At 65.3% G+C, this 23769-nt stretch carries 28 protein-coding genes; 15 read left to right on the forward strand and 13 right to left on the reverse strand.

The window, feature by feature from the left end:
* Positions 1–12 precede the first annotated feature (12 nt).
* From GR158_RS00350 to GR158_RS00380, 7 genes are all read left to right on the forward strand, one after another.
* Positions 13–792, forward strand: a complete 780-nt coding sequence (locus GR158_RS00350) for an ABC transporter substrate-binding protein (RefSeq protein WP_160869230.1) — start codon at positions 13–15, stop codon at positions 790–792.
* A gap of 165 nt (positions 793–957) precedes the next feature.
* Positions 958–1761 (forward strand): ABC transporter permease, encoded by an 804-nt coding sequence (locus tag GR158_RS00355; protein ID WP_134650004.1) that lies wholly within the window; start codon positions 958–960, stop codon positions 1759–1761.
* Positions 1758–2591, forward strand: coding sequence for an ABC transporter permease (locus GR158_RS00360; RefSeq protein WP_160869232.1), 834 nt, complete (start codon positions 1758–1760; stop codon positions 2589–2591). The genes GR158_RS00355 and GR158_RS00360 overlap by 4 nt, the downstream gene beginning before the upstream one ends.
* A gap of 146 nt (positions 2592–2737) precedes the next feature.
* Positions 2738–3004 carry an usg protein gene (locus GR158_RS00365; protein WP_134650006.1) on the forward strand — a complete coding sequence of 89 codons (267 nt, stop codon included), beginning with the start codon at positions 2738–2740 and terminating at the stop codon, positions 3002–3004.
* A 51-nt stretch (positions 3005–3055) separates the two neighbouring features.
* Entirely contained in the window at positions 3056–3871 is an 816-nt protein-coding gene (locus GR158_RS00370) for a class I SAM-dependent methyltransferase (RefSeq protein ID WP_160869234.1), read from the forward strand.
* 68 nt (positions 3872–3939) lie between these two features.
* Positions 3940–4812 (forward strand): NAD(P)-dependent oxidoreductase, encoded by an 873-nt coding sequence (locus GR158_RS00375; protein ID WP_134650008.1) that lies wholly within the window; start codon positions 3940–3942, stop codon positions 4810–4812.
* Positions 4813–5187, forward strand: coding sequence for a cell envelope integrity protein TolA (locus GR158_RS00380; protein WP_160869236.1), 375 nt, complete (start codon positions 4813–4815; stop codon positions 5185–5187).
* Positions 5188–5193: 6 nt separating this feature from the next.
* Here GR158_RS00380 and GR158_RS00385 read toward each other — a convergent pair whose 3' ends face one another.
* The 3 genes from GR158_RS00385 to GR158_RS00395 are packed head-to-tail and all read right to left on the reverse strand — an operon-like array spanning position 5194 to position 6964.
* The gene (locus tag GR158_RS00385; protein WP_134650010.1) at positions 5194–5682 is read right to left on the reverse strand and encodes an Lrp/AsnC family transcriptional regulator; all 489 of its coding nucleotides are present in this window, start codon (positions 5680–5682) and stop codon (positions 5194–5196) included.
* A 59-nt stretch (positions 5683–5741) separates the two neighbouring features.
* A complete protein-coding gene (locus GR158_RS00390) occupies positions 5742–6386 on the reverse strand; it encodes a uracil-DNA glycosylase family protein (protein ID WP_160869238.1) in 645 nt (214 codons plus the stop codon).
* 11 nt (positions 6387–6397) lie between these two features.
* Entirely contained in the window at positions 6398–6964 is a 567-nt protein-coding gene (locus tag GR158_RS00395; protein ID WP_160869240.1) for a thermonuclease family protein, read from the reverse strand.
* A gap of 168 nt (positions 6965–7132) precedes the next feature.
* Between GR158_RS00395 and GR158_RS00400 the strand changes: the two genes are divergently transcribed.
* Positions 7133–8668, forward strand: coding sequence for a HAMP domain-containing sensor histidine kinase (locus GR158_RS00400; protein WP_134650013.1), 1536 nt, complete (start codon positions 7133–7135; stop codon positions 8666–8668).
* 3 nt (positions 8669–8671) lie between these two features.
* Here the strand turns inward: GR158_RS00400 and GR158_RS00405 are convergent, their stop codons facing one another.
* A complete protein-coding gene (locus GR158_RS00405) occupies positions 8672–9049 on the reverse strand; it encodes a diacylglycerol kinase (RefSeq protein WP_160869242.1) in 378 nt (125 codons plus the stop codon).
* Between the two features lie 82 nt (positions 9050–9131).
* Positions 9132–10148 (reverse strand): nicotinate-nucleotide--dimethylbenzimidazole phosphoribosyltransferase, encoded by a 1017-nt coding sequence (cobT, locus tag GR158_RS00410; protein ID WP_134650015.1) that lies wholly within the window; start codon positions 10146–10148, stop codon positions 9132–9134.
* Positions 10149–10278: 130 nt separating this feature from the next.
* On the opposite strand from cobT, the gene GR158_RS00415 reads away from it, so the two are divergent.
* The 3 genes from GR158_RS00415 to GR158_RS00425 are packed head-to-tail and all read left to right on the forward strand — an operon-like array spanning position 10279 to position 12014.
* Positions 10279–11061 carry an adenosylcobinamide-GDP ribazoletransferase gene (locus GR158_RS00415; RefSeq protein WP_160869244.1) on the forward strand — a complete coding sequence of 261 codons (783 nt, stop codon included), beginning with the start codon at positions 10279–10281 and terminating at the stop codon, positions 11059–11061.
* A 36-nt stretch (positions 11062–11097) separates the two neighbouring features.
* The gene (locus GR158_RS00420; protein WP_134650017.1) at positions 11098–11319 is read left to right on the forward strand and encodes a DUF1289 domain-containing protein; all 222 of its coding nucleotides are present in this window, start codon (positions 11098–11100) and stop codon (positions 11317–11319) included.
* Positions 11316–12014, forward strand: coding sequence for a TIGR02281 family clan AA aspartic protease (locus GR158_RS00425; RefSeq protein ID WP_134650018.1), 699 nt, complete (start codon positions 11316–11318; stop codon positions 12012–12014). Before GR158_RS00420 ends, GR158_RS00425 begins: the two co-directional genes overlap by 4 nt.
* 53 nt (positions 12015–12067) lie before the next feature.
* Here the strand turns inward: GR158_RS00425 and GR158_RS00430 are convergent, their stop codons facing one another.
* From GR158_RS00430 to GR158_RS00460, 7 genes are all read right to left on the reverse strand, one after another.
* Positions 12068–12445 (reverse strand): VOC family protein, encoded by a 378-nt coding sequence (locus tag GR158_RS00430; protein ID WP_160869246.1) that lies wholly within the window; start codon positions 12443–12445, stop codon positions 12068–12070.
* 134 nt (positions 12446–12579) lie between these two features.
* Positions 12580–13773, reverse strand: a complete 1194-nt coding sequence (locus GR158_RS00435) for an MFS transporter (RefSeq protein ID WP_160869248.1) — start codon at positions 13771–13773, stop codon at positions 12580–12582.
* Between the two features lie 87 nt (positions 13774–13860).
* Positions 13861–14622: an ABC transporter permease gene (locus GR158_RS00440; protein ID WP_160869250.1), complete on the reverse strand. Its 762-nt coding sequence runs from the start codon at positions 14620–14622 to the stop codon at positions 13861–13863.
* Positions 14619–15545: an ABC transporter ATP-binding protein gene (locus GR158_RS00445; RefSeq protein WP_134650022.1), complete on the reverse strand. Its 927-nt coding sequence runs from the start codon at positions 15543–15545 to the stop codon at positions 14619–14621. Before GR158_RS00445 ends, GR158_RS00440 begins: the two co-directional genes overlap by 4 nt.
* 93 nt (positions 15546–15638) lie before the next feature.
* Entirely contained in the window at positions 15639–16460 is an 822-nt protein-coding gene (locus GR158_RS00450) for a sulfite exporter TauE/SafE family protein (RefSeq protein ID WP_134650023.1), read from the reverse strand.
* 318 nt (positions 16461–16778) lie between these two features.
* Positions 16779–17558 (reverse strand): aminoglycoside adenylyltransferase domain-containing protein, encoded by a 780-nt coding sequence (locus tag GR158_RS00455; RefSeq protein ID WP_202402091.1) that lies wholly within the window; start codon positions 17556–17558, stop codon positions 16779–16781.
* Positions 17546–18736, reverse strand: coding sequence for an extensin family protein (locus GR158_RS00460; protein ID WP_160869935.1), 1191 nt, complete (start codon positions 18734–18736; stop codon positions 17546–17548). The genes GR158_RS00455 and GR158_RS00460 overlap by 13 nt, the downstream gene beginning before the upstream one ends.
* A 290-nt stretch (positions 18737–19026) precedes the next feature.
* On the opposite strand from GR158_RS00460, the gene GR158_RS00465 reads away from it, so the two are divergent.
* From GR158_RS00465 to GR158_RS00475, 3 genes are all read left to right on the forward strand, one after another.
* Positions 19027–19413, forward strand: coding sequence for an acyl-CoA thioesterase (locus GR158_RS00465; RefSeq protein WP_134650024.1), 387 nt, complete (start codon positions 19027–19029; stop codon positions 19411–19413).
* 20 nt (positions 19414–19433) lie between these two features.
* The gene (locus GR158_RS00470; protein WP_160869252.1) at positions 19434–20027 is read left to right on the forward strand and encodes a hypothetical protein; all 594 of its coding nucleotides are present in this window, start codon (positions 19434–19436) and stop codon (positions 20025–20027) included.
* 100 nt (positions 20028–20127) lie between these two features.
* Positions 20128–22128 (forward strand): bifunctional diguanylate cyclase/phosphodiesterase, encoded by a 2001-nt coding sequence (locus GR158_RS00475; protein ID WP_160869254.1) that lies wholly within the window; start codon positions 20128–20130, stop codon positions 22126–22128.
* A gap of 61 nt (positions 22129–22189) precedes the next feature.
* Here the strand turns inward: GR158_RS00475 and GR158_RS00480 are convergent, their stop codons facing one another.
* A complete protein-coding gene (locus GR158_RS00480; protein WP_160869256.1) occupies positions 22190–22762 on the reverse strand; it encodes an NAD(P)H-dependent oxidoreductase in 573 nt (190 codons plus the stop codon).
* Between the two features lie 88 nt (positions 22763–22850).
* Between GR158_RS00480 and GR158_RS00485 the strand changes: the two genes are divergently transcribed.
* Complete coding sequence (locus GR158_RS00485; protein WP_160869258.1) at positions 22851–23759, forward strand: LysR family transcriptional regulator; 909 nt, start codon at positions 22851–22853, stop codon at positions 23757–23759.
* The last annotated feature ends 10 nt before the right edge of the window (positions 23760–23769 follow it).

Raw genomic sequence — 23769 nt, forward strand, 5'->3', positions numbered from 1 at the left:
GAGAGGATCAACATGCGTATTTCCAAACGTTTCACGCTCGCAGCCTCGGCTGCGGTCATCGCCCTCTTCGCCTCCTCCGCGATGGCTGAGGGCGAGAAGATCGTGATCGGCACGGAAGGCGCCTACCCGCCCTTCAACAACCTCGAGTCGGACGGCACGCTGACCGGCTTCGACGTCGATATCGCCAAGGCGCTCTGCGAGGAAATGAAGGCCGAGTGCACCTTCGTCACGCAGGACTGGGACGGCATCATTCCCGCCCTGATCGCCAAGAAGTTCGACGCCATCGTCGCGTCCATGTCGATCACCGCCGAGCGCAAGCAGCAGGTGGACTTCTCCAAGAAGTACTACAACACGCCGCCGGCCATCGTCGTGCCGAAGGATTCCGACATCAAGGAAGCGACAGCTGAAGCGCTCGCGGGCAAGACCCTCGGCGCGCAGGGCTCCACGACCCATTCCAACTATGCCGAAGCGCATATGAAGGACAGTGAGGTCAAGCTCTACCCGACGGCCGACGAGTACAAGCTCGATATCGCAAACGGCCGCATCGACGCCGTCATCGACGACGTGGTGGTGCTGTCGGAATGGCTCAAGACGGCTGACGGCGCCTGCTGCAAGCTGCTCGGCACCCTGCCGCTGGACCCGGTCATCAACGGCGAAGGCGCCGGCATTGCGGTGCGCAAGGGCGATCCGCTCGCCGACAAGTTCACCGCGGCGATCGCGGCCATCCGCAAGAGCGGCAAATACCAGGAAATCAACGCCAAGTACTTCCCGTTCGACGTCTACGGCGACTGAGACCCGGACGTATCGGGTTGATGCCGGTTTTTTCTGACCCCATCACCGGATTGCAGAAGCGGGAGGGCTTGCCCTCCCGCTTCTTTTGCTTGAGAACTTGACGACAAAATGAAAGGCGCGCACAGCGTCTGACAACAAGCGCGAAACGCGCATCGGGGGTTTGGCATGAGCGGGTTCTTTACCGCCATCGTCGAGGCGGTAACCGCAGCACTGGGGATCGTGGATCCGCTCTGCGGGCCGGTCGGCATCTTCACGCTGTTTGCAGGCGACACGCTTCTGGCCTGCGGCGATACCGGTTGGGGCGACGAGATCGCGCTCGGCTTCCTGGTCACGGGCAGCCTGGCGCTCGCGACGCTGCCGGTCGGCCTGCTGTTCGGCTTCTTCATCGCGCTGGCCAAGCAGTCCGAGGAACGGTCGCTGCGCCTGTCGGCCAATATCTACACGACGCTGTTCCGGGGCCTGCCCGAACTGCTGACGCTCTTCATCGTCTATTACGGCCTGCAGATCCTCGTGCAGAATGCCGCGACCGCCATCGGCTACCAGGGCACCGTCGAGATCAACGCCTTCTTCGCCGGCATGATCGCGCTCGGCGTCGTCTTCTCGGCCTATTGTTCCGAAGTTCTGCTGTCGGCCTTCAAGGCCATTCCCCGCGGCCAGTACGAGGCCGGCCATGCGCTCGGCCTGCATCGCGGCCGCACGATGCAGCGCATCATCCTGCCGCAGCTCGTCCGCATCGCCCTGCCCGGCCTCGGCAACCTCTGGATGGCGCTGCTCAAGGATACCGCCTTGGTCTCGGTCATCGGCCTGCCGGATATCCTGCGCCAGACGGGCGTCGCCGCCCGCGTCACCAAGCAGGCCTTCGAATTCTACGCCATCGCCTGTCTGCTGTTCCTCATCCTCGCCTTCCTCTCCTCGCTGATCTTCTCCAGCATCGAGCGCTGGGCCAAGCGTTCGGAGGCGGCACGATGAGCCACGTTTCCACCAGCCTCATTCCGCCGCAGGAACCGCCGCCGGCCCCGCCCCGCCCCTTTACCGCCGGCCGGTTCTTCGGAAACGTCTTCATGGGCGTCTGGCTCGCGCTGACCATCGGCATCTTCCTGATGCTGGTCGAGGGCTGGGATCCGGAAAAGTTCACCCGCTACGGGCCGAACTACCTCTCCGGCCTCGGCGTGACCCTCACGCTCGTCGGCCTCTCGGTCGTGCTGGGCGCCGTCCTGTCGCTGCCGCTTGCCTTTGCCCGCATGTCGAAGAACCCGGTCTTCTCGTGGTTTTCCTACGGCTACGTCTACTTCTTCCGCGGCACGCCGCTGCTGACCCAGCTCTTCCTCATCTATTACGGTCTCGGCAGCTTCTCGGCCGAACTGAAGGCCTGGGGCCTTTGGTGGTTCTTCCGCGATGCGTGGAACTGCGCCCTCCTGACCTTCACGCTCAACACCGCCGCCTACCAGGCCGAAATCCTGCGCGGCGCGATCGAGAGCGTGCCGCGCGGCCAGCACGAGGGTGCCGCGGCCCTCGGCCTGCCTAAGAAGATCGCCTTCTTCAAGGTCATCCTGCCGCAGGCGCTGATCGTGGCCCTTCGCCCCTATGGCAACGAGATCATCCTGATGATCAAGGGCTCGGCCATCGTCGCCATCATCACCGTCTTCGACCTGATGGGCGAAACCCGCCGCGCCTTCTCGCGCACCTTCGATTACCAGGCCTATCTGTGGGCAGCGCTGCTCTACCTCATCATCGTGGAGCTGCTGCGCAATGTCTGGGCCTGGCTGGAAGCGCGCCTCATCCGTCACCTGAAACGGTAAGATGGTTGGCAGCACTCGCCTATCGATGCTGCCAACAATTTGAATCCAAAGGATTATTTGTTTTCACGGGCAAAAATCAACACTTGCTTAACCATGGCGGCGCTTCAATCATAAGGACCATCATTCCTGTGAAATGAGAGGTCCCGATGACGAACGACATGGCAATGCAGCTCAAGGGCTACGGCATGACGACGGCCCAGATTCTCTATCGCATGCCCGACCATCCGACATTCCTGCAGACCTATATCTGGCAGCATTACGATCTCGCGCCGGACTTTCCGGAAATGAAGCGCTTCCTGAAGTTCTGGCAGGAGAAACTCGACGGCCCGCTGCACTCGATCCGCTACGTGCACCGCCACCTGATTTCGGCCAGCGAGTGGCGCGCGCTGAAGGGCGAGTTCATCATCAACTGACGTCCTGCGGCCTGCTTGCCAAGCCCGGCGGGCGGGCCTAAGAGACGCGGCATGAAGAAGATCGACGAAGACGCGCTCGCGGAAGCCTATAACCGCGCCCTCTCGCTGGAGAAGTCCGGCGATTTCGATGCCGCCGCCAAGGCCTATGCCGAAGTGCTGGCGCTCGATCCGGAGGACCATGGCGGCGCGGCCGTCCGCCTTGCCTCCATGGGCCGCGGCGAGACCCCTGAGAAGGCGCCCGACGCCTATGTGGCCACGCTGTTCGACCAGCATGCCGAAGTCTTCGACAACGTGCTCGTCGACCAGCTCGGCTACTGCGTGCCGCTTCTGGTGCGCCAGCGCTTCCAGGCGCTGGAACTCGGCCCGTTCGACCGCGTGCTCGATCTCGGCTGCGGCACGGGCCTGACCGGCGGTGCGCTGCGCGACATGGCCGAGGACATCACCGGCGTCGATCTCTCGGAAAACATGGTCGAGATCGCGCATGAGAAGGATCTCTACGAGACCCTCTATGTCGCCGAGGCGGTCGATTTCCTCGATGACAACGACGACGAGCCCTTCGACCTCATCGCCGCAACCGATGTGCTGCCCTATCTCGGTGCGCTCGAGGCGCTGTTCTTCGGCGCGGCCGAAAATCTCGTGCCCGGCGGCCTGTTTGCCTTCTCGTCGGAAACGCTGCCGGACGACAGCTTTGCCGGCCGTCCCTTCATGGTCGGCCCGCACCAGCGTTTCGCCCATGCCGGATCCTATGTCCGCCAGCGGCTCGACGAGACCGGCTTCGACGTCGTGGAGATGTCCGACATCACCGTGCGCATGGAAGAAGGCGAACCGATTGCCGGCCATCTGGTCATCGCCCGGTATCGCGGCTGACGCGAAAGACTTTCACCCCGGCCCGTGATCCGCTAAACGTCCTGCCAGCGATTGCAGGAGAAGACGGCATGGCAAAGGTTGCGTTCATCGGTCTCGGCGTCATGGGCTATCCCATGGCCGGCCACCTCAAGGTCAAGGGCGGTCACGAGGTCGCGGTCTATAACCGCACCTTCGCCAAGGCGGAAAAATGGGCGGCCGAATTCGGCGGCGCGGCCTTCCGCACCCCGGCCGAGGCCGCGAAGGATGCCGATTTCGTCTTCACCTGCGTCGGCAATGACGACGACCTGCGCGCCGTCACGACCGGCAAGGACGGCGTGTTCGACGGCATGAAGCCCGGCGCCATCCTCATCGACAATACCACCGCGTCCGCCGAAGTCGCCCGCGAACTCGACGCGGCCGCCAGGGAGCGCGGCTTCGCCTTCATCGACGCGCCGGTGTCCGGCGGACAGGCCGGTGCCGAGAACGGCGTGCTCACCGTCATGTGCGGCGGCGACGAGGCGACCTTCGCGACGGCAAAGCCTGTTATCGACGCCTATGCCCGCATGGTCGGCCTGATGGGCCCGGCGGGTGCCGGTCAGCTGACCAAGATGGTCAACCAGATCTGCATCGCCGGCCTCGTGCAGGGCCTCGCCGAAGGCGTGCATTTCGGCAAGAAGGCGGGGCTCGACATGGAAGCCGTCATCGACGTCATCTCCAAGGGGGCTGCCGGCTCCTGGCAGATGGAGAACCGCCACAAGACGATGATCGCAGGCAAGTACGATTTCGGCTTCGCCATCGACTGGATGCGCAAGGACCTCGATATCGTGCTGTCCGAAGCCCGCCGCAACGGCGCCAAACTGCCTGTCACCGCGCTGGTCGACCAGTTCTACGGCGACGTGCAGGAAATGGGCGGCAACCGCTGGGACACGTCCTCGCTGCTTGCCCGGCTGGAGCGCAAGTAGATGATCCTTCGCGCCGCCGCCGTCGCCCTCCTCCTCGTGTCATCCACCGCAAGGGCTGACGCGGACGACGATGCGGCGAGGCAGGCGCTTCTCGCCGGGCTGCACGCGAAGATCGCGAGCTGCTGGGCGGTCCCGCCGGACCTTCCCGACACCGTCAAGCCGGTTCGCGTGAAGTTTTCGCTGACACGGTCGGGCGAACTGGACGGATCACCATCGATAGACGGTCCCGTCGCCGGCGATCCCGCGACGAAGGCCTTCGCCGCAAGTGCCGTTCGTGCAGTCGTTCGCTGTGCCCCGTATACGGAGTTGGCGGGGCGCGCATCCTATGACGCGTGGAAGACGATCGTCGTCACGTTCAATGCGCCGGATCTCTGAAGGCGCTCAGTCCTCTCCGCTCTTCTGGTTGTCCACGACCATGTAGTCGAGCGGAAGCTCGGTCGTGTACTTGATCTGCTCCATCGCGAAGGCCGACGATACGTCGCGGATCTCGATACGGGCGATCATGCGCTTGTAGAAGGCGTCATAGGCGGCGATATCGGGCACGACGACGCGCAGGAGGTAATCCACCTCCCCGCTCATGCGGTAGAATTCGACGACTTCAGGGAACTCGACGATCACCTCGGAGAAGCGCTTCAGCCATTCGGTCGAATGGGAATTGGTGCGGATCGAGACGAAGACCGTGACCTTGGTGTTGATCTTCACCGGATCGAGCAGCGCGACACGCTTGCGGATCACGCCGTCTTCTTCCATCTTCTGGATGCGGCGCCAGCAGGGTGTTGTCGACAAGCCCACCTTCTTTGCGAGATCGGCAACTGCAAGCGTGGAATCCTCCTGCAAGAGGCGAAGGATTTTGCGGTCCAGACGGTCCATTGATTTCCCCTACGAAAATTAATTCCCCTATATACCGACTTTGCGGCGAATAGGAAGAATTATATTTCAGTCGTTAGACGTTTCACCCGGCTTCGCAGTTCCGGCAGAATCTCGGCCTCAAACCACGGATTGCGCTTCAACCAGCCGGTGTTGCGCCAGGACGGGTGCGGCAGCGGCAGCACGGCCGGCGCTTCATTGCGGCCGAGATGGCGGCGCCAGTCGCGAACCGTCTCGGTCATGCTCGCCGCCTTCGCGGCACCCAGATGCCATGCCTGCGCATATTGCCCGATCGCCAGCACCAGCTCGACCTGCGGCATCGTCGCCATGATGCGTGCGCGCCAGAACGGCGCGCATTCACGGCGCGGCGGCAGGTCGCTGCCATGGGCGTCGTAGCCGGGAAAACACAGGCCCATGGGAACGATGGCGAAACGGTTTGGATCGTAGAACGCGGCGCGATCGACGCCGAGCCACGTACGAAGCCTGTCGCCCGATGCATCGTTGAACGGAAGTCCGCTTTCGTGCACCCGCAACCCCGGCGCCTGCCCGGCAATCAGGATACGCGCCGTGGAGGAGATGACGGCCACGGGGCGCGGTTCGTGCGGCAGCACGTCACCCGCCTTTGCCGGCGCCTCGCGACAGAGCCGGCAGGCGGCGATCGCAACGCGCAGGGCAGCCAGATCGTCGCGGTTTGCGGCCTTGTCCATTGCCCGTTCCGTCAATCCAGCCCCAGCAAACCCAGAATGCGCCCCACAAGGCCGGGTTCCGCCGTGTGAACGCCCTCCGACTGGCGGCCGTTCATCCGCCGCCAGTCCTGCGGCCGATCGAACGTGCTGCCCCACAGTCCCTTGCGCTCGGCCTTGGCCAGCTGCTCTTCGTGCTCGTAGTCGCCATAGGCGACAGCAAGCCCCTCGCGCACCATGCGCTCGCCAAGGTCGATGCCGTTGGCCTCGCAGCGCGACAGCAGCCGGTCGTACTTGTCCTTGCCCTGGACGCGGCATGTCACGGGGCCCGCGCGCATCAGCTCGGCCAGCCGCGAGCGCGCCGCCACGCCGCAGCGCCATTCCCCGTCGTCCCTCTTGCAGATCTGCGACATTTCCGGCGCGTCCATGCCGATGAGCCGGACGCGGCGGCCGTCCAGCGTGATGGAATCGCCGTCCTTCGCCCGCGCCGCGCCGCCGATCGTCTCGACGCTGCCGTCGCTAAGACGCACGATGATCAGCACGATCAGCACCATCATGGCGACCGCCACGCCGACATCGCGCATGCGCCTGGAAAAACTCATGGAACTCATTTCCCGATTTCGAATCTGCCCAAGCGTCATAAGACGAATGGCACCGCATTTCACGTCACGAAAAATGCCGGAATGGTTCGCAAATGGTTTATGCGCGGCAGCATCTTCTTAAGGATTGCCACCTAGACTGCAACGCTGTCCGTAACAGTTGCAGTCATCATGAGTACCGGCGTCAGCACCTCGACCGACAAGATCATTGTCGACAAGTCGCGCAGCCATCGAAACAAGGCTGTTTCGCGGACCGTTCGCGCGACTCGTGATCGCCTGCAGATCGCCACGGGCGTCTCGCCGGGTTTCGAACGCGAGATGATGCAGCTGCATGTCGGCTCAGTGGCGCAGAGCGCGCTCGCCATTCCCGTCGTCGTCATGCTGATTGCCGCCGGCGGCGTCTATCTCACGCAGGAAATCGGCCTCGTTGCCTGGGCGGTGCTGGCGCTCACCATGCATGCCATCGGCATGATCGTCGCGCATCGCGCGCGCGCGCGCGAGATCACGGCCGAGAACGTGCGGCGCTGGCAACGCGGCTTCCTCGTCGCGCAGGTCTTCATGGGGCTCGCCTGGGTCGCCTTCTCGCTGCAGACCTGCGGCAGCTGCACCGGCGTGACGTTCGACTTCTACAAGGGCTCCGCGCTGCTCGTCGCGCTCGCCGTGACGGCGATGAGCACGCTGATGCTGCGCCACGCCATTCTCTGCGCCTTCCTGCCCACCGTGGCCGTGCTCATCGTCCTGGCCGTGCTCGCGCCGGCACCCGGCACCGTCGGCATGGCGGCGATCATCACGGCGGCCATGCTCTTCCTCGTCTTCATGACGCACCGCCTGCGCTACACGAGCGCCCAGCTCCTCTCCTCGCAATCGGAAAAGGACGACCTGATCGCCGAGCTGGAGGTTGCAAAATCCATGTCCGACGAGGCCCGCCGCCGGGCGGAAGAGGCCAATCTCGCCAAGTCGCGTTTCCTCGCCTCCATGTCGCATGAGCTGCGCACGCCGCTCAACGCCATCCTCGGCTTCTCCGAGGTCATGTCGACGGAAGTGCTCGGGCCGCTGAACAACCCGATCTACAAGGAATACACCTCCGACATCCACCGTTCCGGCCAGCATCTCCTCAATCTCATCAACGAAATCCTCGACCTGTCGCGCATCGAGGCCGGCAAATACGACCTGGCGGAAGATTCCGTGCATCTCGTCGATATCGCCGAGGATTGCATCGGCATGGTGCAGCTGCGCGCCCGCGCCAAGAACATCACCATTTCCGAGCAGGTGGAAAGCGGCATGCCGGCGGTCTGGGCGGATGAGAAGGCGCTGCGTCAGGTCATCCTCAACCTGCTCTCCAATGCCGTGAAATTCACGCCCCAGGGCGGCGAGGTCGTCGTCAAGGCCGGCTGGACGGCCGGCGGCGGGCAGTATGTCTCCATCAAGGACAACGGCCCCGGCATTCCCGAAGAGGAAATCCCCGTCGTGCTCTCGGCCTTCGGACAGGGCTCGATCGCCATCAAGAGCGCCGAACAGGGCACCGGGCTCGGCCTGCCGATCGTCCAGGCGATCCTCGCCAAGCACAACGGCGAATTCATCCTGAAATCGAAGCTGCGCGAAGGCACCGAAGCCATCGCCATCCTGCCGGCCAAGCGCGTGCTGGAAAGCCTGCCCGCCGTTAGCGAGACCCATGCGGTCGCCCCGCGCCGCAAGAGCTTTGCGTGATCCTCAGATGAACTTCGATATCACCACATAGCCCGCACAGGCGGCATTGGCGATGATGAGGCAGAAGACGGCGAAGGAACCGAGGTCCTTCGAGTGCTTGCCCATTTCGGAGATTTCCGGCGACACGCGATCGACGATCTCCTCGATTGCGGTGTTCAGCGCCTCGAAGGCGATCATCAGCAGGAAGAGGATGGTCATCGCCACGAATTCGAACAGTGTGGCACCGACGAAGACGAACAGCGCCATGGCGACAACGAAGGCGATCAGCTCGTGGCGGAAGGCGGATTCGCCGAGCAGGCGGCGTGCGCCGTCGGCCGAATAGGTCGCGGCCGCCAGGAGGTGGCTGAAGCCCGTCTTTTTGGTGATTGGTCCCTGACCCATGTGTCATCCCCTGCTGCCGGACCCGTTGAGCGACGCCCCACGGGTCCAATCCACGTCATTTTGGCTTTTGCCGATCACGCCGCTACGAACGGTTGCTGACACCCGCCTGAACGAAGGTCGCCATGCCGGAATGGCACGCCGCCGCCGCCTTGACGATGCCGGCCGCGAGCGCCGCGCCGGTGCCTTCGCCAAGCCGCATGCCGAGCGCCAGAAGCGGCGTCTTGCCGAGCTTCTCGATGGACTTCATGTGCCCCGGCTCGGCCGAGACGTGGCCGATCAGGCAATGGTCGAGCGCGGCCGGGTTCGCAGCGCGCAGGATGGCGCCGGCCGCTGTCGCGACATAGCCGTCGAGGATGACCGGGATCTTCTGCATACGCGCGGCAAGGATGGCGCCCGCCATCGCCGCGATCTCGCGGCCGCCGAGGCGGCGCAGCACCTCCAGCGGATCGTTGAGATGCGCACGGTGCAGGTCGACCGCCTTCTTGACGGCCGCGACCTTGCGCTGCAGCACCTCGCCCTCGGACCCGGTGCCCGGCCCGACCCACTCCTCTGCCGTGCCACCATAGAGCGCCATGTTGATCGCCGCCGCGATCGTGGTGTTGCCGATGCCCATCTCGCCGATGCACAGGAGATCGGTGCCGCCGGCAACGGCTTCCATGCCGAAGGCCATGGTCGCGGCGCAATCGCGCTCGGAAAGGGCGGCCTCCTCCGTGATGTCGGCGGTCGGATAGTCGAGCGCCAGGTCGAAGACCTTGAGGCCGAGGTCGTGCGTCACGCAGATCTGGTTGATCGCCGCGCCGCCGGCTGCGAAATTCTCCACCATCTGCGCCGTGACCGACGACGGATAGGGCGTGATGCCCTGCTTCGTCACGCCGTGATTGCCGGCGAAGATGGCGACGAGCGGCCGCGTGACGGCAGGCGGACGCCCCGTCCAGGCGGCCAACCAGAAGGCGATCTCCTCCAGCCGGCCCAGCGCACCCGGCGGCTTGGTCAGCTGCGAATCCCGCGTGCGTGCGGCCACCAGCGCGGCCGAATCGGGACCGGGCAGATTGCGCAGCAATTCACGGAAATCATCGAACGGCAGGCCGCTGGCACTCATCTTGGGGAATTCCTTGCTTTGGGCTTTCAAAGGCGGGGTTTTGGTGTCTCCTAATAGAGGCCGGGCGCGAATCCGACAACCGCATTTGCGGCTGTTGCCATCGCGCTTTCGCCGGGAGGGGCTTTTCCACATGAACATCCGCGACTTCATCGACGACACCGCACGCTCCGTCGCCTTCCTGTCGCGCGTGCCGGTGCCGCAGCGTCATTTCACGGATCATGACGGCCGCCTGTCGCGCGCCGTGCAGGCCTTTCCGCTGGCCGGCGTGCTGATCGTGCTTCCGGCCGCCGCACTCGCTGCCGTCCTCTCGGCCCTGCACGCCCCGCCGCTCCTGCTCGCCTTCGCCGTGCTCGGCCTTCAGGTGCTGGTGACGGGCGCGCTGCATGAGGACGGCCTGTCCGACAGCGCCGACGGCATCGGCGGCGGGCGTGACCGCGACGGTGCGCTCGCCATCATGAAGGACAGCCGCGTCGGCTCCTACGGCGTCGTCGCCCTCGTCCTCTCCTTCGGCCTGCGCGCGGCCGCCATCGCCGCGCTCGCGACCGTCCTCACGCCCTCCGGCCTCGGCATGGCGTTGCTCGCCGTCGCGGCCGCCAGCCGCACCGCCATGGTCTGGCACTGGTCGCTCCTGCCGCCCGCCCGCCGCGATGGCGTCGCCGCTTCGGTCGGCGAGCCGGACCAGGGCGCCACCACGGTCGCGCTCGTCTCCGGCGTCCTGCTTGCGGCACTGCTCCTGCTGCCGCACGGCACCGTCCTGTCCTGGCTTCTGGCGCTTGCCGCCGCAGCGCTCTGCGTCCTCGTCTTCAACCGCATCGCCCTGCGCAAGATCGGCGGCCACACCGGCGATACGATCGGCGCCACCCAACAGCTCGCGGAAATGTCAGTGCTTTTCGCCCTTGCCTTGGCGCTTTGAGCTGCCGATATAGGAGCGGACATATCTGGAGTTTCGATGGAATCGCCCTGCATACTCGTCTGTTCGATCGACATGGTGACCGGCTACTGCTTCGGTTGCGGTCGCACGCGCGAGGAAATCGGCGCCTGGACGCTCTATACGTCCGACGAGCGCCGCGCGATCATGGCCGCCCTTCCGGCGCGGCTTGAGACCGTCGAGCGCAAGCCGCGGCGTGAGACCCGCCGCGCCCGCATGGCAAGGGAGCGTGGCGACGCATGAGATTTTATGTCCTTCTGGCCATTCTCGCTGGCGGCCTTGCGCTTCTGATCCTCAACCATGACAGCGGCCGCACGCTCGGCATCGCCAATGACGATTTCGGTCGCCTCGTGACGCTCTCGGCGATCGGCACGATGATGGCGGCCGGCATTCTGGCCGGGCGTCGCCAATGGGGCGAAAGCCTGCGCCAGGCCGCCATCTGGCTCGTGCTCATCCTGGCGCTCGCGACGGCCTATCTCTACCGCTTCGACCTGCAGGACGTCGGCAACCGTCTGACGGCAGGCCTCATTCCCGGCCGCGCGGTCGTCACGACCAATGCCAGCGGCGAACAGATCCTCGTCATCCAGAAGGGCCTGTCGGGCCATTTCGAAACCGATGTCACCATCGATGGCACGCCGCTGCGCATGATGGTCGATACAGGCGCAAGTTCGGTCGTGCTGTCCTATGCGGATGCCATGCGCCTCGGCATCAACCCGGACAACCTCGTCTTCTCCATCGACGTGTCGACCGCCAACGGCCGCGCGCTCGCCGCCCCCGTCACGCTGCGCCAGGTCGCCATCGGCCCCATCCAGCGCGGCACGATCCGCGGCATGGTCGCCCAGGAAGGCCGTCTGGAACAGAGCCTGCTCGGCATGAGCTTCCTCGAAACGCTGGGCTCCATCGAGATCACCCGCGACGAGCTGCGGCTGAAGGACTGATTTTCCACAAAGAGGCAACGGAACAGACATCGCCCGCCCCGTTTCCATTTTTGTCAGATCGGCTGCCCGACATCGATGCGGTTGCCGTCCGGATCCTCGAAAACAAAGGCGCGCAGCCCGTAGTCCTTGTCCTGAAGGCGCTTGATGATGCGCAGGCCGTGTTCCTGGCAAAGCGTATGCAGCGCGTCCACATCATCCACCATCAGATGCGCCACGTTGAAGGCGGGCGCCTTGTAGGTGGGCTGCAAGGTGAGATGCACCTCGCCCGCATCCCGCTTCATGATCATGAAGCCGACGGGAGCCCCGTTCTCGAAGACTTTTCTGAAACCGAGGACATTGGTATAGAACGCCTCTGCCCTGGCCATGTCCTTGACCGGCAGCATGGCCGCTATTCGTCCGAACCGGACACCGTGATCGGCGATGTCATTCATCGCAGAACCTCCGCTTGCAACGGTGCGCGTCCCGCCGGACGGTGCCGGTCGAAAGTTTGCCCGTTGTTGTTTGGCTGAGCAGGACGGTGCCTACGGCGCGGACCTTAGCCCGGCCACGGGCCAAAGGAAACAGCTCATTTGCCCGCGTGTTTGATCCGCATCAGCATGGGCGCGGCGACTAGGATCGTTGCTGCCGAAAGCACGGCACCGGTCAGGAAGGTCGCCCCGGAGCCGTGATTGTCCCAGATCCAACCGGCGGCGACATTGCCGAAGAGCACGACGATGCCGGTCATGAGGTTGAAGACGCCGAAGGCGGTGCCCTTGAGTTGTTTCGGCGCGGTATCGGCGATCAGCGTGGCAAGCAACCCCTGCGACAGCCCCATATGCAGCCCCCACAGCACGATGCCCGCGATGAACAGCGGCACCGTTGCGGCATAGGCAAGCGTTCCGTAGGCGAAGACGAGCACGAACAGGCTGGCGACCAGCAGACCCGAGCGTCCGATACGGTCCGACAGGCGGCCGACCGGGTACGCCGTCAGACCGTAGACCGCGTGCATGATCACCATGGTGAGGGGAATCCAGGCGGGTGCGAAGCCCGCCTCCTGCGACTTGAGAAGCAGGAAGGCCTCGCTGAAACGGGCGAGCGTCAGCAGCGCGGCCGCGCCGATGACCATCCACACCGCCCCGTTCAGCCGCACGACATCGGCCAGGCGCGGCAGCCCGCCGCCCTTTGCCGCGAATGGCGCCTTCGGCTCGCGCACGCCGACGATCAGCAACAGGACGGCCAGAAACGCCGGGATGACGGCGATCCAGTAGATCGTGAGAACGTCGCCGGCAAACAGGATCATAAGTCCGATGGCCACCAGCGGCCCGACGAACCCGCCCACCGTATCCAGTGATTTCCGCAACCCGAAGCTCGCCCCGCGCAGTTCTGGCGGCGTGACATCGGCGATCAGGGCATCGCGCGGCGTGCCGCGAATGCCCTTGCCGACACGGTCGACGGCCTTGGCCGCGACGATCCAGCCCGTGGAGGTGGCGAGCGGAAACAGCAGCTTGGAAACCGCGCCGAGCCCGTAACCGAGAACGGCGAGCGGCTTTCGCTGCGCCATGCGGTCGGCGAGAATGCCGGAGAACAGCTTGGTAACGGTGGCGATGGCGACCGACAGGCCCTCGACGAAGCCGACGAAGACCGCCGAGGCGCCCAGTCCGCTGACGAGGTAGAAGGGCAGCAGCGTCTGCACCATCTCCGAGGAAACATCCATCAGCAGGCTGACGATACCCAGTATCCAGACTGTTCTGGGGATGGCGTTTACCGGTCTGGACGTCATGGGGCGCTCGCGCTGCGGAAAATGCTGGCGAAAGCGATAGGGATGCGCCGCGATCCGGTCAACCGGTCGCGGCGCATTCTGCATGGCTCAGTTCTTCAGCTTGTAGCCCGTCTTGAAGATCCAGGCCGTGATCGAAAGGCACACGATCAGGAATCCCAGCACCGTCACGAGGCTGATGAGCGGGCTGACATCGGCGATCTCGTAGAAGCTCCAGCGGAAGCCGGAGACGAGGTAGAGAACCGGATTGAAGTGGCTGACCGTCTGCCAGAAGGGCGGCAGCATGTCGATCGAATAGAAGCTGCCGCCGAGGAAGACAAGCGGCGGCACGATCAGCATGGGGAAAAGGTTCAGCTGCTCGAAATCCTTCGCCCAGATGCCGATCATGAAACCGAACAGGCTGAACGTGACCGCCGTCAGCACGAAGAACAGCACCATCATGAACGGATGCCGTATCGAGATGTCGACGAAGAACGAGGCGGTGACGAGAATGATCGTACCGACGATCAGCCCCTTCGTGGCCGCGGCACCGACATAGCCGATGACGATCTCGATCATCGAGATCGGCGAGGACAGGATCTCGTAGATCGTGCCGGTGAATTTCGGGAAGTAGATGCCGAAGGAGCCGTTGCCGATGCACTGGTTGAGCAGCGTCAGCATGATGAGGCCCGGCGCGATGAAGGCGCCGTAGGACACGCCCTGCACCTCCTGCATGCGCGATCCGATCGCCGCGCCGAACACGATGAAGTAGAGCGACGTGGTGATGACGGGCGAGACGATGCTCTGGAGCAGCGTGCGGCGCGTGCGCGCCATCTCGAACGCATAGATGGACTTGATCGCCTCGAAGTTCATTTGCCCTCTCCCACCAGCTCCACGAAGATGTCTTCCAGCGAACTCTGCTCGGTGGAGATGTCCTTGACCCTCAGCCCGCAATGCGAGAGGGCCGACAGCAGCGAGGAAATGCCGGTCCGCTCGCCGGCGGAATCGAATTCATAGACGAGGCGCGTGCCCTCGCCTGCAAGCGTCAGCCCGAACGGCGACAGCGCGTCGGGAATGGCGGTGACCGGTTCGGCGAGCTCCACCGTCATCTGCTTGCGGCCGAGCTTGGCCATCAGCGCCTTCTTCTCCTCCACGAGCAGGATCTGGCCGTGATTGATCACGCCGATGCGGTCGGCGATCTCCTCGGCCTCCTCGATATAGTGCGTCGTCAGGATGATGGTGACGCCGGAGGCGCGCAGCCGCTCGACGAGGTGCCACATGTCCTTGCGCAGGGACACGTCGACGCCGGCGGTGGGTTCGTCGAGGAACAGCACCTTCGGCTCGTAGGACAGCGCCTTGGCGATCAGCACGCGGCGCCGCATGCCGCCCGAGAGATGGCGCAGCATCGTGTCCTTCTTGTCGTAGAGCGAGAGGTCCTTCAGGATGCGCTCGATCAGCGCCGGGTCGGGTTTGCACCCGTGCAGGCCGCGCGAGAAGGCCACGGTGTTCCAGACCGTCTCGAAGGAATCGAGCGTCAGCTCCTGCGGCACCAGGCCGATGATGGAGCGCGTCTGGCGGAAATCGCGCAGGATGTCGTGGCCCCCGACCGTGACGGTGCCGCCGCTCGGCGTGACGATGCCGCAGATGATCGAGATCATCGTCGTCTTGCCCGCGCCGTTCGGCCCGAGCAGCGCGAGGATCTCGCCTTCCTCGATGTCGAGATCGACGCCTTTCAGCGCCTGGAACCCCGAAGCATAGCTCTTGGTGAGATTGCGAATGGAAACGATGGGCGCCATGGGATGGTCCGGAGAAGGGAAAATTCATGCGGAAGGACACCCTATATGGCGTATCCCTTGCCGGTTTTCATCCGGCCTGGCGAAAAAAATCTCTCAGCCGTAGATGCTGTAGAGGAAGCGCAGCGCCACGAGGATGAGGAAGATGCCGAAGCCGATCTCCAACTGCCGCTTGCTCATGGCATGCGCCAGCCGCACGCCCCATGGCGTGACGACGAGCGCGATGGGCACGATCAGCGCGACGGCGATCCAGTTGATGAAGCCGGTCGATCCGGGCGGCAGGCCGGGCTCGCCCCAGCCGGCCCAGATATAGCCGAAGATGCCGGGGATGGAGATGAGCACGCCGACGCCCGAGGAGGTCGCGACCGCCTGATGGATCGGCCGGCCGAAGGAGGTCATGTAGGTGTTGTTGAGCACGCCGCCGCCAATGCCCATCAGGCCCGACAGCGTGCCGATGACGACACCGGCGATCTGCCGGGAGATGCCGCCGGGCAGCGTGTCGCCGATCCGCCAGGTCTCGCGGTTGAACAGCATGCGCAGCGCAACGAGCAGCGCGATGCCGACGAAGACGAGGCGCAGGCCGGCGCTGGAGATGAAGGCGGCGATGACGGATGCGAGGATCGCGCCGAGCGGCAGCGCCACGATCCAGCTCTTCAGCAGGTCCATGTCGACGGCGCTGCGCTTGCGATGCGCCGTAAACGACCTCAGCGACGTCGGCACGATGATGGCGATCGAGGTGCCGACGGACAGGTGCATGCGCACCGCTTCCGGCACATCGAGATAGCCGAACACCTGGTAGAAGACCGGCACCAGGATCGCCCCGCCGCCAATGCCGAAAATGCCGGCGAGCAGGCCGGACACGACGCCCGCCGCGGCAAGCGCCAGCGCGAACAGGGCAAGATCGGCGATGGGGGGCATGCAATTCTCCCGGCGGGATAAAAGGGACGACTCGCGAAACAATCGCGGCGGAGATGCGCCAACTGTCATCAAACCGTGACCGATTTCAACCATGGTCTGCACGAGGCCACGGGAACGGTCAGCACCCCGCACCCCCACCGCTCCCACTGTCAGACAGAGGCCTCGCTCCCGGCCCTGAGGGAGCTTTCGGCGGTCCGGCCGCCCGCTTCCCCTGTGGAAGCCCGCATGCGCCCTCGCCGCCCCCGGCGCTGGCGATTAAAATGTGACATTCCTTTCAGACCGGCGCCCCGCCGGTCTTTTTTTTGTGCGTTTCAGGCTTTAGCCCCGCTTCAAAAGCGCTTCTACCCGTACCCGCAGGCAATCCGTCACCGCGCGCACGGCCTGCGGGCGGTCCCACCAGGCGTCCTCGCCGCGGCCCAGATAGGCGTCGCGCGCCTCCAGCAGGGTCTTCGACTCGGGCTCGGGCATTCTTGCCGCCGCCCATGTCGCGGCCTCATCCTTCGACACGAAGTCTCCCCTGGCAGCCGTCCGCCACATGCGTGCCAGCGTCAGCATGCCGTTGCGCTCATCACCCTCAAGACCGGCGACGAGTGACGGCAGCAGGTCGGCCATCGCGCACCGTATCTGATCGGACGGAATGGCAGGGAGAACATCTTCCGGCTGAGAGCCAGCGAGTGCGATCGCCGCCTGCCGTGCCTGCGCCAGCACCAGCGTGATCTCGGGGTCGCAAACCGGCATCGGCAGCTCGCCGTCGTCGAAGGCGTCGCGCAGCCATTCGCCGTAAAGAAATTCGGCCCGGGCCGGATAGGCCGGCACAACGAGATCGGCCCGCTGCAGCACCATCACCTCCAAGCAGCGCGGCCCGCCAACCGGCGCCGGGTAACGGGCGGAAATGCGCAGCAGAGCCGACAGCAGCGCGCCGCGCTGCTGCGTGTCCATGGCGCCGTCCACCACAGTCATCAGGTCGATGTCACTCTGCGGCTGCAAGCCGCCGCTTACCGCCGAGCCGTGCAGATACACCGCCAGCAGTCCGTCGCCGAAGACGCCGCGCAGCGCTTCGATCGCCGTTTCCGTCTGCTGTGCGCCTACAGGCTGCAATGCCTGTAGCCCGATTTGCGCACCCTCAGGTCGAAGTGGAAATGGTCCTTGTGATAGCGGTCGCTGCCGGGGCCGAGCACGGTGGAGAAATACTTGCAGCTGTCGCCGCGCACCGACTTCAGCAGTCCCTTCTCGCGGAAGGCGAAGAAGCCCTTCGGCTCGATGGCGATGGACTTGCCGCTCTTCAGCACGATCCTGCCGACATCGATGGCATTGCCGCGCGCGTGTTCCGACATGGCGGCGCCGCGACGCGAATTCATCGTGCGGCAGGAATAGGACGACATCTGGTGGATGGCCGAGACGCCCGAGAGGTAGCGCATGCGCGCCGACGGCACGAGCTCGGCCTTCACCCACCGCGCGAAGGCTTCGGTGATCTGGCAGTTCACCTGTGCGGCCGGCTTGATCTGGATGCCGCCGGAAAGGCCCGACAGTTCGACCGGCCATTCGATGCCGCAGGAGCGCCCGCGCGAGATGCGCGGCACGTCGCGGAATTTGACGCCGAGCTTCTGGAGGCGCTGCCGGCAGGCCTTTTCCGAGGCCGGCATGCCGCCCATCGTCTCGGGGATCTGCATGGGATTGTTGAGCCGCGGCAGGAAGGCGACCTGTTCGCCCTGTATGGACTGTTGCTGGGACTGGCGCTGGCGCGTCGTCGCCTTGTCGGGCACGCGCAGATAGCCGTCGCTTTCGGCCTCCATGCCGGCGTCCGACATCGGGATCACCTCGGGCTCGCCCATCTGCTGCGGGGTATCCGTGCCGATGCCGCCGACGACGACCTGGCTGGCATTGCCCTCCGCGATCTCGTTGGCCTGCGCCTCGGCGAGCCCCTCGACGCGGCCCACGCCCAGCCCCTCGTCCATGCTCACCCCGCCCTCGGGCACGGTCAGCATGCCCGACGAGGCCTGCACCGGTTCGCCGATGCCCATGGCCTCGTCGCTGTCGATCTTCGGCAGGCGGCGCGTCTGGCGCTCGGGCGCGGCCACGACCGTATCAGGCGTTTCCATGCCGTAGGTAGACGAAGTGTCGCCGCTATTGCCGGTATCGCCGATCTCCGCGGCAGGCGTGATGGCGCCGACGCTGTCGACATCGTCGGGCGGCGTCAGTCCACCCGAACAGGCGGCAAGAAACGCCGGGATCAGAAGCAGCCCCACCGGCCTGCGGAAACGAGATACGAACGCAATACCCATTGTCACTTCCGCCCGGCACCCGGCGTCGCAGGATGCGGTCCCGGTTACGCACATTCTTGTCCGGCGATGGTGCAGGCGGCGTTTGTCCACATTCGGACACCGTCCCCGCAAAACCGGCTTGCAAGCCGACGAGCCTGCATTTCCAGGGGATTTTCGCGCAACATGGTAAAGGAAAGCTTGTCGACGCAAGGTTGCGCTGCGCGCGGCGCCCGGCAGGCCCGCCATCCCTCTTTCGGACACGCGCGCAATGGGTTAGACCGGAAGGCAGACGCAGAGGAGCCCGTATGACCGACACGCAGACCCCGAACGGCCAGCTCACCCTTCGCACGCTCGCCATGCCCGGCGATGCCAACGCGGCCGGCGACATCTTCGGCGGCTGGGTCATGGCGCAGATGGACCTTGCCTGCGGCATCCGCGCCGCAGAACGCGCCCGCGGCCGCGTCGTCACCGCGGCGGTCAGGGAGATGGCCTTCGAACTGCCGGTCAAGATCGGCGACACGCTCAGCATCTACACGGATATCGCCCGCGTCGGACGCACCTCCATCACCCTGTCGGTCGAAGCCTGGGCGCAGCGTTATCTCACCACGCGGCTGGAAAAGGTGACGGCCGCGACCTTCGTCATGGTCGCGCTCGACAGCCAGGGCCAGCCGACGCCGGTTCCCGGCGACTAGACAGCCTTGGGAGGGGCAGGATGGACCATAACATGCCGCCGGATCCCACCGTGTTCACGCATGTCCGCGTGGTCATCGGCATGGTCGTCAGTCTCAGCCTCGCGCGCGTCCTGAGCGGCATCGCCATCTTCATCCAGCATCCCGGCAAGACGAAGGTCTATCCGGTCCACCTCGCATGGGCGGGCTTCCTGATCCTCTACCTGCTGCATTTCTGGTGGTGGGAGTTCCGTCTTCAGGTGCTGACGCCCATCGATTTCGGCGTCTACCTCTTCGTCGTCAGCTATTGCTGCCTGTTCTTCATGCTGGCGGTGCTGCTGTTTCCGACGACGCTCGACGACTACAGGGATTACGAGGATTATTTCTTCTCGCGGCGCAAATGGTTCTTCGGCGTGTTCACGATGGTCTTCGCGGTCGATCTGCTCGACACGGCGCTGAAGGGGATCGATTACTTCGAGTCCTTCGGATACGAATATCCCATCCGCAACGTCACTTTCATCACGCTGTGCCTGATCGCGGCCTGGACGGCGAACCGCCGCTTCCACGCCGTCTTCGTCACCGCCGCCATCGCCTATCAGCTGAGCTGGATCTTCCGCGCCTTCGACCTGATCGACTGAGACACCACTTGCTGATTCTGACGGTCTGGCGTTAAGACAATCTTATGGGGCGAGCCGCACCATCCCGGCGCGACGAAGTGCCTGTTGGCCGGGACCGAGAATGACGCATGCGAGCCGGCCGACGCCGATCGACGAACCCACGAGACACCAGATTCTGTCCGCACAGGCCGTGTCCGTGCTGGACGGCATCGTCCTGACCCTGCCGGCCAGTTGCTTCATCGCCGTCACGATCGTCGCCGTCCTGTGGCTCGATGCGCCGAATACGAGCGTGCTCTACTGGCTGGCCGCGATCTTCGCCGTCAACCTCGCCCGCTACATCACGGTACGGGTCGTCAGGCGCCAGAACATCGCGATCGAGAGGCCGAAGCGAGCGCTCAGGATCCTGTCGCTCGGCGCGCTCGCCGGCGGCCTGACATGGGCCCTGACGCCATTTCTCGGCACGGTGATCGGCGAAGGCGGGCTCAACCCCTACGTGGTGTTCATCATCTGCGGCATCTGCGCCGGCGCCATGATGCAGAGTGCGGCCTACAGCCAGACGACGATGATGTTCGCCGTCCCGCCCATCCTCGCGACCTTTGTAACCCTGTTGGCGATCGGCACGCCCTCTTCGCTGGTCATCGCCGCCGATACGGCGCTGTTCGGCCTCGTGATGTTCCGCACGAGCCAGGTCAACGAAAGGGAGTTCGTCCGCAGCCAGATGGACCGCCTGAATGCCATTGCGCTCGCCGCATCGCTGTCGGATGCCAATGCGGAAATCAACCAGTCCAATCAGCAGCTTTCCGCTCTCGTGAACACGGACCCTCTGACGGGCCTCGCCAACCGCACCCTCTTCAACAACCGGCTGCGCGACGCCTTCGCCGCCAGCCGTTCGGCCGATACGCTGGCCCTGCTGACAATCGACCTCGATCGCTTCAAGGCGATCAACGATACGATGGGCCATGGCGTGGGCGATGCGGTCCTCACCGAAATCGCCAGCCGTCTCACCGGCCTGACCGGCGAGAAAGACATGGTGGCGCGGCTCGGCGGTGATGAGTTCGCCGTGATCATAGAAGGCACCGGCGCGGAGGCGCGCGCCCGCCTGATCGGCAAGGAAATCATCCGGATTGCCGGCGAGCCCATCATCGTGGGCGAGCGTTCGGTCACCGTCGGCGCCAGCGCGGGCCTGGCGCTCTATCCCGCCCACGGCGAGAGCGCCGAGGCGCTCTTCGCCAGCGCCGACATCGCGCTTTATGCCGCCAAGGCCGGCGGCCGCCGCAAGCTCAGCCTCTTCAACCCCCTGCTGAAAGCGCGCATCGAACGCCAGCGCCTCATCGAGGCGACGCTTGCCGAAGCCCTTGAGAAGCAGATGTTGCAGGTGTTCTTCCAGCCGCAGGTGGAACTGGACGGCGGCCGCGTGACGGGCTTCGAGGCGCTGTTGCGCTGGCCCCATGACACCCTTGGTGCGGTGAGCCCGCCGGATATCGTGCGCGCCGCGCAGGCCCTGCACATGTCGACGGCCCTCACCGCCTATGTCGCGACGCGCGCCGCGCGCCTGCTCCAGGCATTGCCCGGCTACGGCCTGCCGGATGCCGCCGTCGCCATCAACGTCTCGCCCCGTGAGTTTTCCGGCGACACGCTCTCGCGTCTCCTCATCGACATCACCCAGCAGCACGACGTCCCGCCGTCGCGCATGGAAATCGAGATCACCGAGGAAGCGACGCTCGACACGGAGGCCGCCGGCGCCGAGCTTGCCCGGCTGGAAGCCGCCGGTTTCCGCCTCGCCGTCGACGATTTCGGCATGGGGCATTCTTCCCTCGCCTACATCGTCAGCCTGCATATCGACCGGCTGAAGATCGACCGCAGCTTCGTGCGCGGCATCGAGACGAGCCGGCAGAACCAGACCCTCATCTCCGCCCTCATCGGCATCGGCAAAGCCCTGTCCATCGACATCGTCGTGGAGGGTGTGGAGAACGAAGCCGAGGCGCGCATGCTGCAAAGCCTCGGTTGCCGCCAAGCCCAGGGCTATCACTACGCCCGGCCGATGGAAGCGGCCACCATTCCCGGCTGGCTCGCACAGCACGCCGAACGGTTCGCCCGCCAGCCGGCGCCGGACGCGAGCTGACGGCAATGTCGGCGCCTGCTTACCGGCCGCTCCCCACGAGAGGCGCGCACGGCGCCATGGCTCAGCCCCAGGCTTCCGCGAGATAGCGGCGCTCGTCGTCCCTGCGCCACGTTTCGATCCGAGCGGCATAATCCCTGGCTGCGCCATGCAGCGCCAGATCGTCCAGCTTGTCTGCCCGGAACAGCAGGAACGGCGGCTGCCATGGCAGGCCGCAGCGGTGCGCGGTCGCCTCCAGCGGGCGCAGCAGCTCGGCCATGGTGAACCGGTTGGCGCCGGCAGGCGCATAGGCCTCCGGCACATTGCCGGCCGTCGCCGCGACCAGAAGCGGCTTGCCCTCCAGCAGGCGCCCCTCGGTCTCGTACGCCATGTAGACCATGCGCGTCAGCACGGCGTCCTGCCAGGCCTTGAGCAGCGGCGGCGTCGAATACCACTGGATGGGGAACTGCAGCACGATCCGGTCGGCGGCAAGCAGCCGGGCAACCTCCCGGTCGGCATCGATCCGCCCATCCGCGTAGACGGCATGCATGTCCACGACCTCGACATCGGGCAGGCGCGCCGCCGCGGTCGCGAGCGCGGCATTGGCGCGGGAACGGCTAAGATCGGGGTGAAAGAGAAGGATCAAGGTCTTGCTCATGGCATCGTCTCCTGTGTTGACAGGCAGACAATGCCGGGACGAATGAAATCATTCCAATGGATGATTTGTATATGCTATTATCGATCTGATGAATTTAAGATCCATTGACCTCAACCTCCTCGTCATCCTCGACGCCCTGCTTGACGAGGCCCACGTGTCGCGCGCCGCCGCCCGGCTGAACCTTTCGCAGCCGGCGACATCGAGCGCGCTCGACCGCTGCCGCCACCTCTTCGGCGATCCCCTGCTGGAACGCGGCAAAGGCGGCATGCGGCTGACGGCGCGGGCGCAGGCGCTGCGCGATCCCCTGAAGAACCTGCTCGCCGGCATCGCGGCCGTGGTCGACGCGCCCGAGGAGCCCCTGGCCGCGATCCGCCAGACCGTGCGCATCATCACGGCCGACCATCCCGGCATCCTCATCGCCGGCCCGCTGCAACGCGCGCTGGCCCGCTCCGCGCCCGGCATCGACCTCGTCATCCAGCCGTGGCAGAGCGCATCGGCGGCGCTCGAATCCCTCGCGCGCGGCACGGGCGACATCGCGATCTCCGTCTTTCCCGCCATCGACGAGACGGCCTTCCATCGCGAGACGCTGCTGCACGAGCACTATGTCGTGGCCATGCGGCGCGACCACCCGGCCGCCGCCGATTTCACGCTGGAGCGCTGGCTCGCCTACCCGCATGTCCTCGTCTCCGGGCGCGGCGATACGCGCAGCGGCCTCGACGACCAGCTCGCCGTGCTGGGCCGGTCGCGCCGCATCGGCATCGTCGTGCCGAGCTTCCTGATGGTTCCGCCGTTGCTGGAGGACAGCGACCTCCTGGCCATGATGCCGGCCCATACGGTGCCCGCCGGCGCCGCCGGCAACTTGCATATCGCCGCGCCGCCGCTGCCGGTGGAGGGCTTTCCGCTCCACCTCGCCTGGTGTCGCCGCCGCGACACGGACCGCGCCGTGCGCCACGTCGCGGATATCGTGCGCGACGTCTTCGCCGGCCATCCGGCCTGACCCGCCGCCG

It is taken from the genome of Shinella sp. AETb1-6 (genome assembly GCF_009826875.1).
In the GTDB taxonomy this organism is placed as follows: domain Bacteria; phylum Pseudomonadota; class Alphaproteobacteria; order Rhizobiales; family Rhizobiaceae; genus Shinella; species Shinella sumterensis.

Excerpts from the sequence above, each read along its gene's own strand:
- GR158_RS00385 (WP_134650010.1), bottom strand. The coding sequence starts at position 5,682 with ATGGACCGTCTGGACCGCAAAATCCTTCGCCTCTTGCAGGAGGATTCC.
- GR158_RS00390 (WP_160869238.1), bottom strand. The coding sequence starts at position 6,386 with ATGGACAAGGCCGCAAACCGCGACGATCTGGCTGCCCTGCGCGTTGCG.
- GR158_RS00415 (WP_160869244.1), top strand. The coding sequence starts at position 10,279 with ATGAACATCCGCGACTTCATCGACGACACCGCACGCTCCGTCGCCTTC.
- GR158_RS00480 (WP_160869256.1), bottom strand. The coding sequence starts at position 22,762 with ATGAGCAAGACCTTGATCCTTCTCTTTCACCCCGATCTTAGCCGTTCC.
- GR158_RS00425 (WP_134650018.1), top strand. The coding sequence starts at position 11,316 with ATGAGATTTTATGTCCTTCTGGCCATTCTCGCTGGCGGCCTTGCGCTT.
- GR158_RS00365 (WP_134650006.1), top strand. The coding sequence starts at position 2,738 with ATGACGAACGACATGGCAATGCAGCTCAAGGGCTACGGCATGACGACG.
- GR158_RS00405 (WP_160869242.1), bottom strand. The coding sequence starts at position 9,049 with ATGGGTCAGGGACCAATCACCAAAAAGACGGGCTTCAGCCACCTCCTG.
- cobT (WP_134650015.1), bottom strand. The coding sequence starts at position 10,148 with ATGAGTGCCAGCGGCCTGCCGTTCGATGATTTCCGTGAATTGCTGCGC.
- GR158_RS00350 (WP_160869230.1), top strand. The coding sequence starts at position 13 with ATGCGTATTTCCAAACGTTTCACGCTCGCAGCCTCGGCTGCGGTCATC.
- GR158_RS00395 (WP_160869240.1), bottom strand. The coding sequence starts at position 6,964 with ATGAGTTTTTCCAGGCGCATGCGCGATGTCGGCGTGGCGGTCGCCATG.
- GR158_RS00470 (WP_160869252.1), top strand. The coding sequence starts at position 19,434 with ATGGACCATAACATGCCGCCGGATCCCACCGTGTTCACGCATGTCCGC.
- GR158_RS00485 (WP_160869258.1), top strand. The coding sequence starts at position 22,851 with ATGAATTTAAGATCCATTGACCTCAACCTCCTCGTCATCCTCGACGCC.
- GR158_RS00445 (WP_134650022.1), bottom strand. The coding sequence starts at position 15,545 with ATGGCGCCCATCGTTTCCATTCGCAATCTCACCAAGAGCTATGCTTCG.
- GR158_RS00370 (WP_160869234.1), top strand. The coding sequence starts at position 3,056 with ATGAAGAAGATCGACGAAGACGCGCTCGCGGAAGCCTATAACCGCGCC.
- GR158_RS00380 (WP_160869236.1), top strand. The coding sequence starts at position 4,813 with ATGATCCTTCGCGCCGCCGCCGTCGCCCTCCTCCTCGTGTCATCCACC.
- GR158_RS00475 (WP_160869254.1), top strand. The coding sequence starts at position 20,128 with ATGACGCATGCGAGCCGGCCGACGCCGATCGACGAACCCACGAGACAC.
- GR158_RS00465 (WP_134650024.1), top strand. The coding sequence starts at position 19,027 with ATGACCGACACGCAGACCCCGAACGGCCAGCTCACCCTTCGCACGCTC.
- GR158_RS00355 (WP_134650004.1), top strand. The coding sequence starts at position 958 with ATGAGCGGGTTCTTTACCGCCATCGTCGAGGCGGTAACCGCAGCACTG.
- GR158_RS00400 (WP_134650013.1), top strand. The coding sequence starts at position 7,133 with ATGAGTACCGGCGTCAGCACCTCGACCGACAAGATCATTGTCGACAAG.
- GR158_RS00450 (WP_134650023.1), bottom strand. The coding sequence starts at position 16,460 with ATGCCCCCCATCGCCGATCTTGCCCTGTTCGCGCTGGCGCTTGCCGCG.
- GR158_RS00440 (WP_160869250.1), bottom strand. The coding sequence starts at position 14,622 with ATGAACTTCGAGGCGATCAAGTCCATCTATGCGTTCGAGATGGCGCGC.
- GR158_RS00360 (WP_160869232.1), top strand. The coding sequence starts at position 1,758 with ATGAGCCACGTTTCCACCAGCCTCATTCCGCCGCAGGAACCGCCGCCG.
- GR158_RS00375 (WP_134650008.1), top strand. The coding sequence starts at position 3,940 with ATGGCAAAGGTTGCGTTCATCGGTCTCGGCGTCATGGGCTATCCCATG.
- GR158_RS00430 (WP_160869246.1), bottom strand. The coding sequence starts at position 12,445 with ATGAATGACATCGCCGATCACGGTGTCCGGTTCGGACGAATAGCGGCC.
- GR158_RS00420 (WP_134650017.1), top strand. The coding sequence starts at position 11,098 with ATGGAATCGCCCTGCATACTCGTCTGTTCGATCGACATGGTGACCGGC.
- GR158_RS00435 (WP_160869248.1), bottom strand. The coding sequence starts at position 13,773 with ATGACGTCCAGACCGGTAAACGCCATCCCCAGAACAGTCTGGATACTG.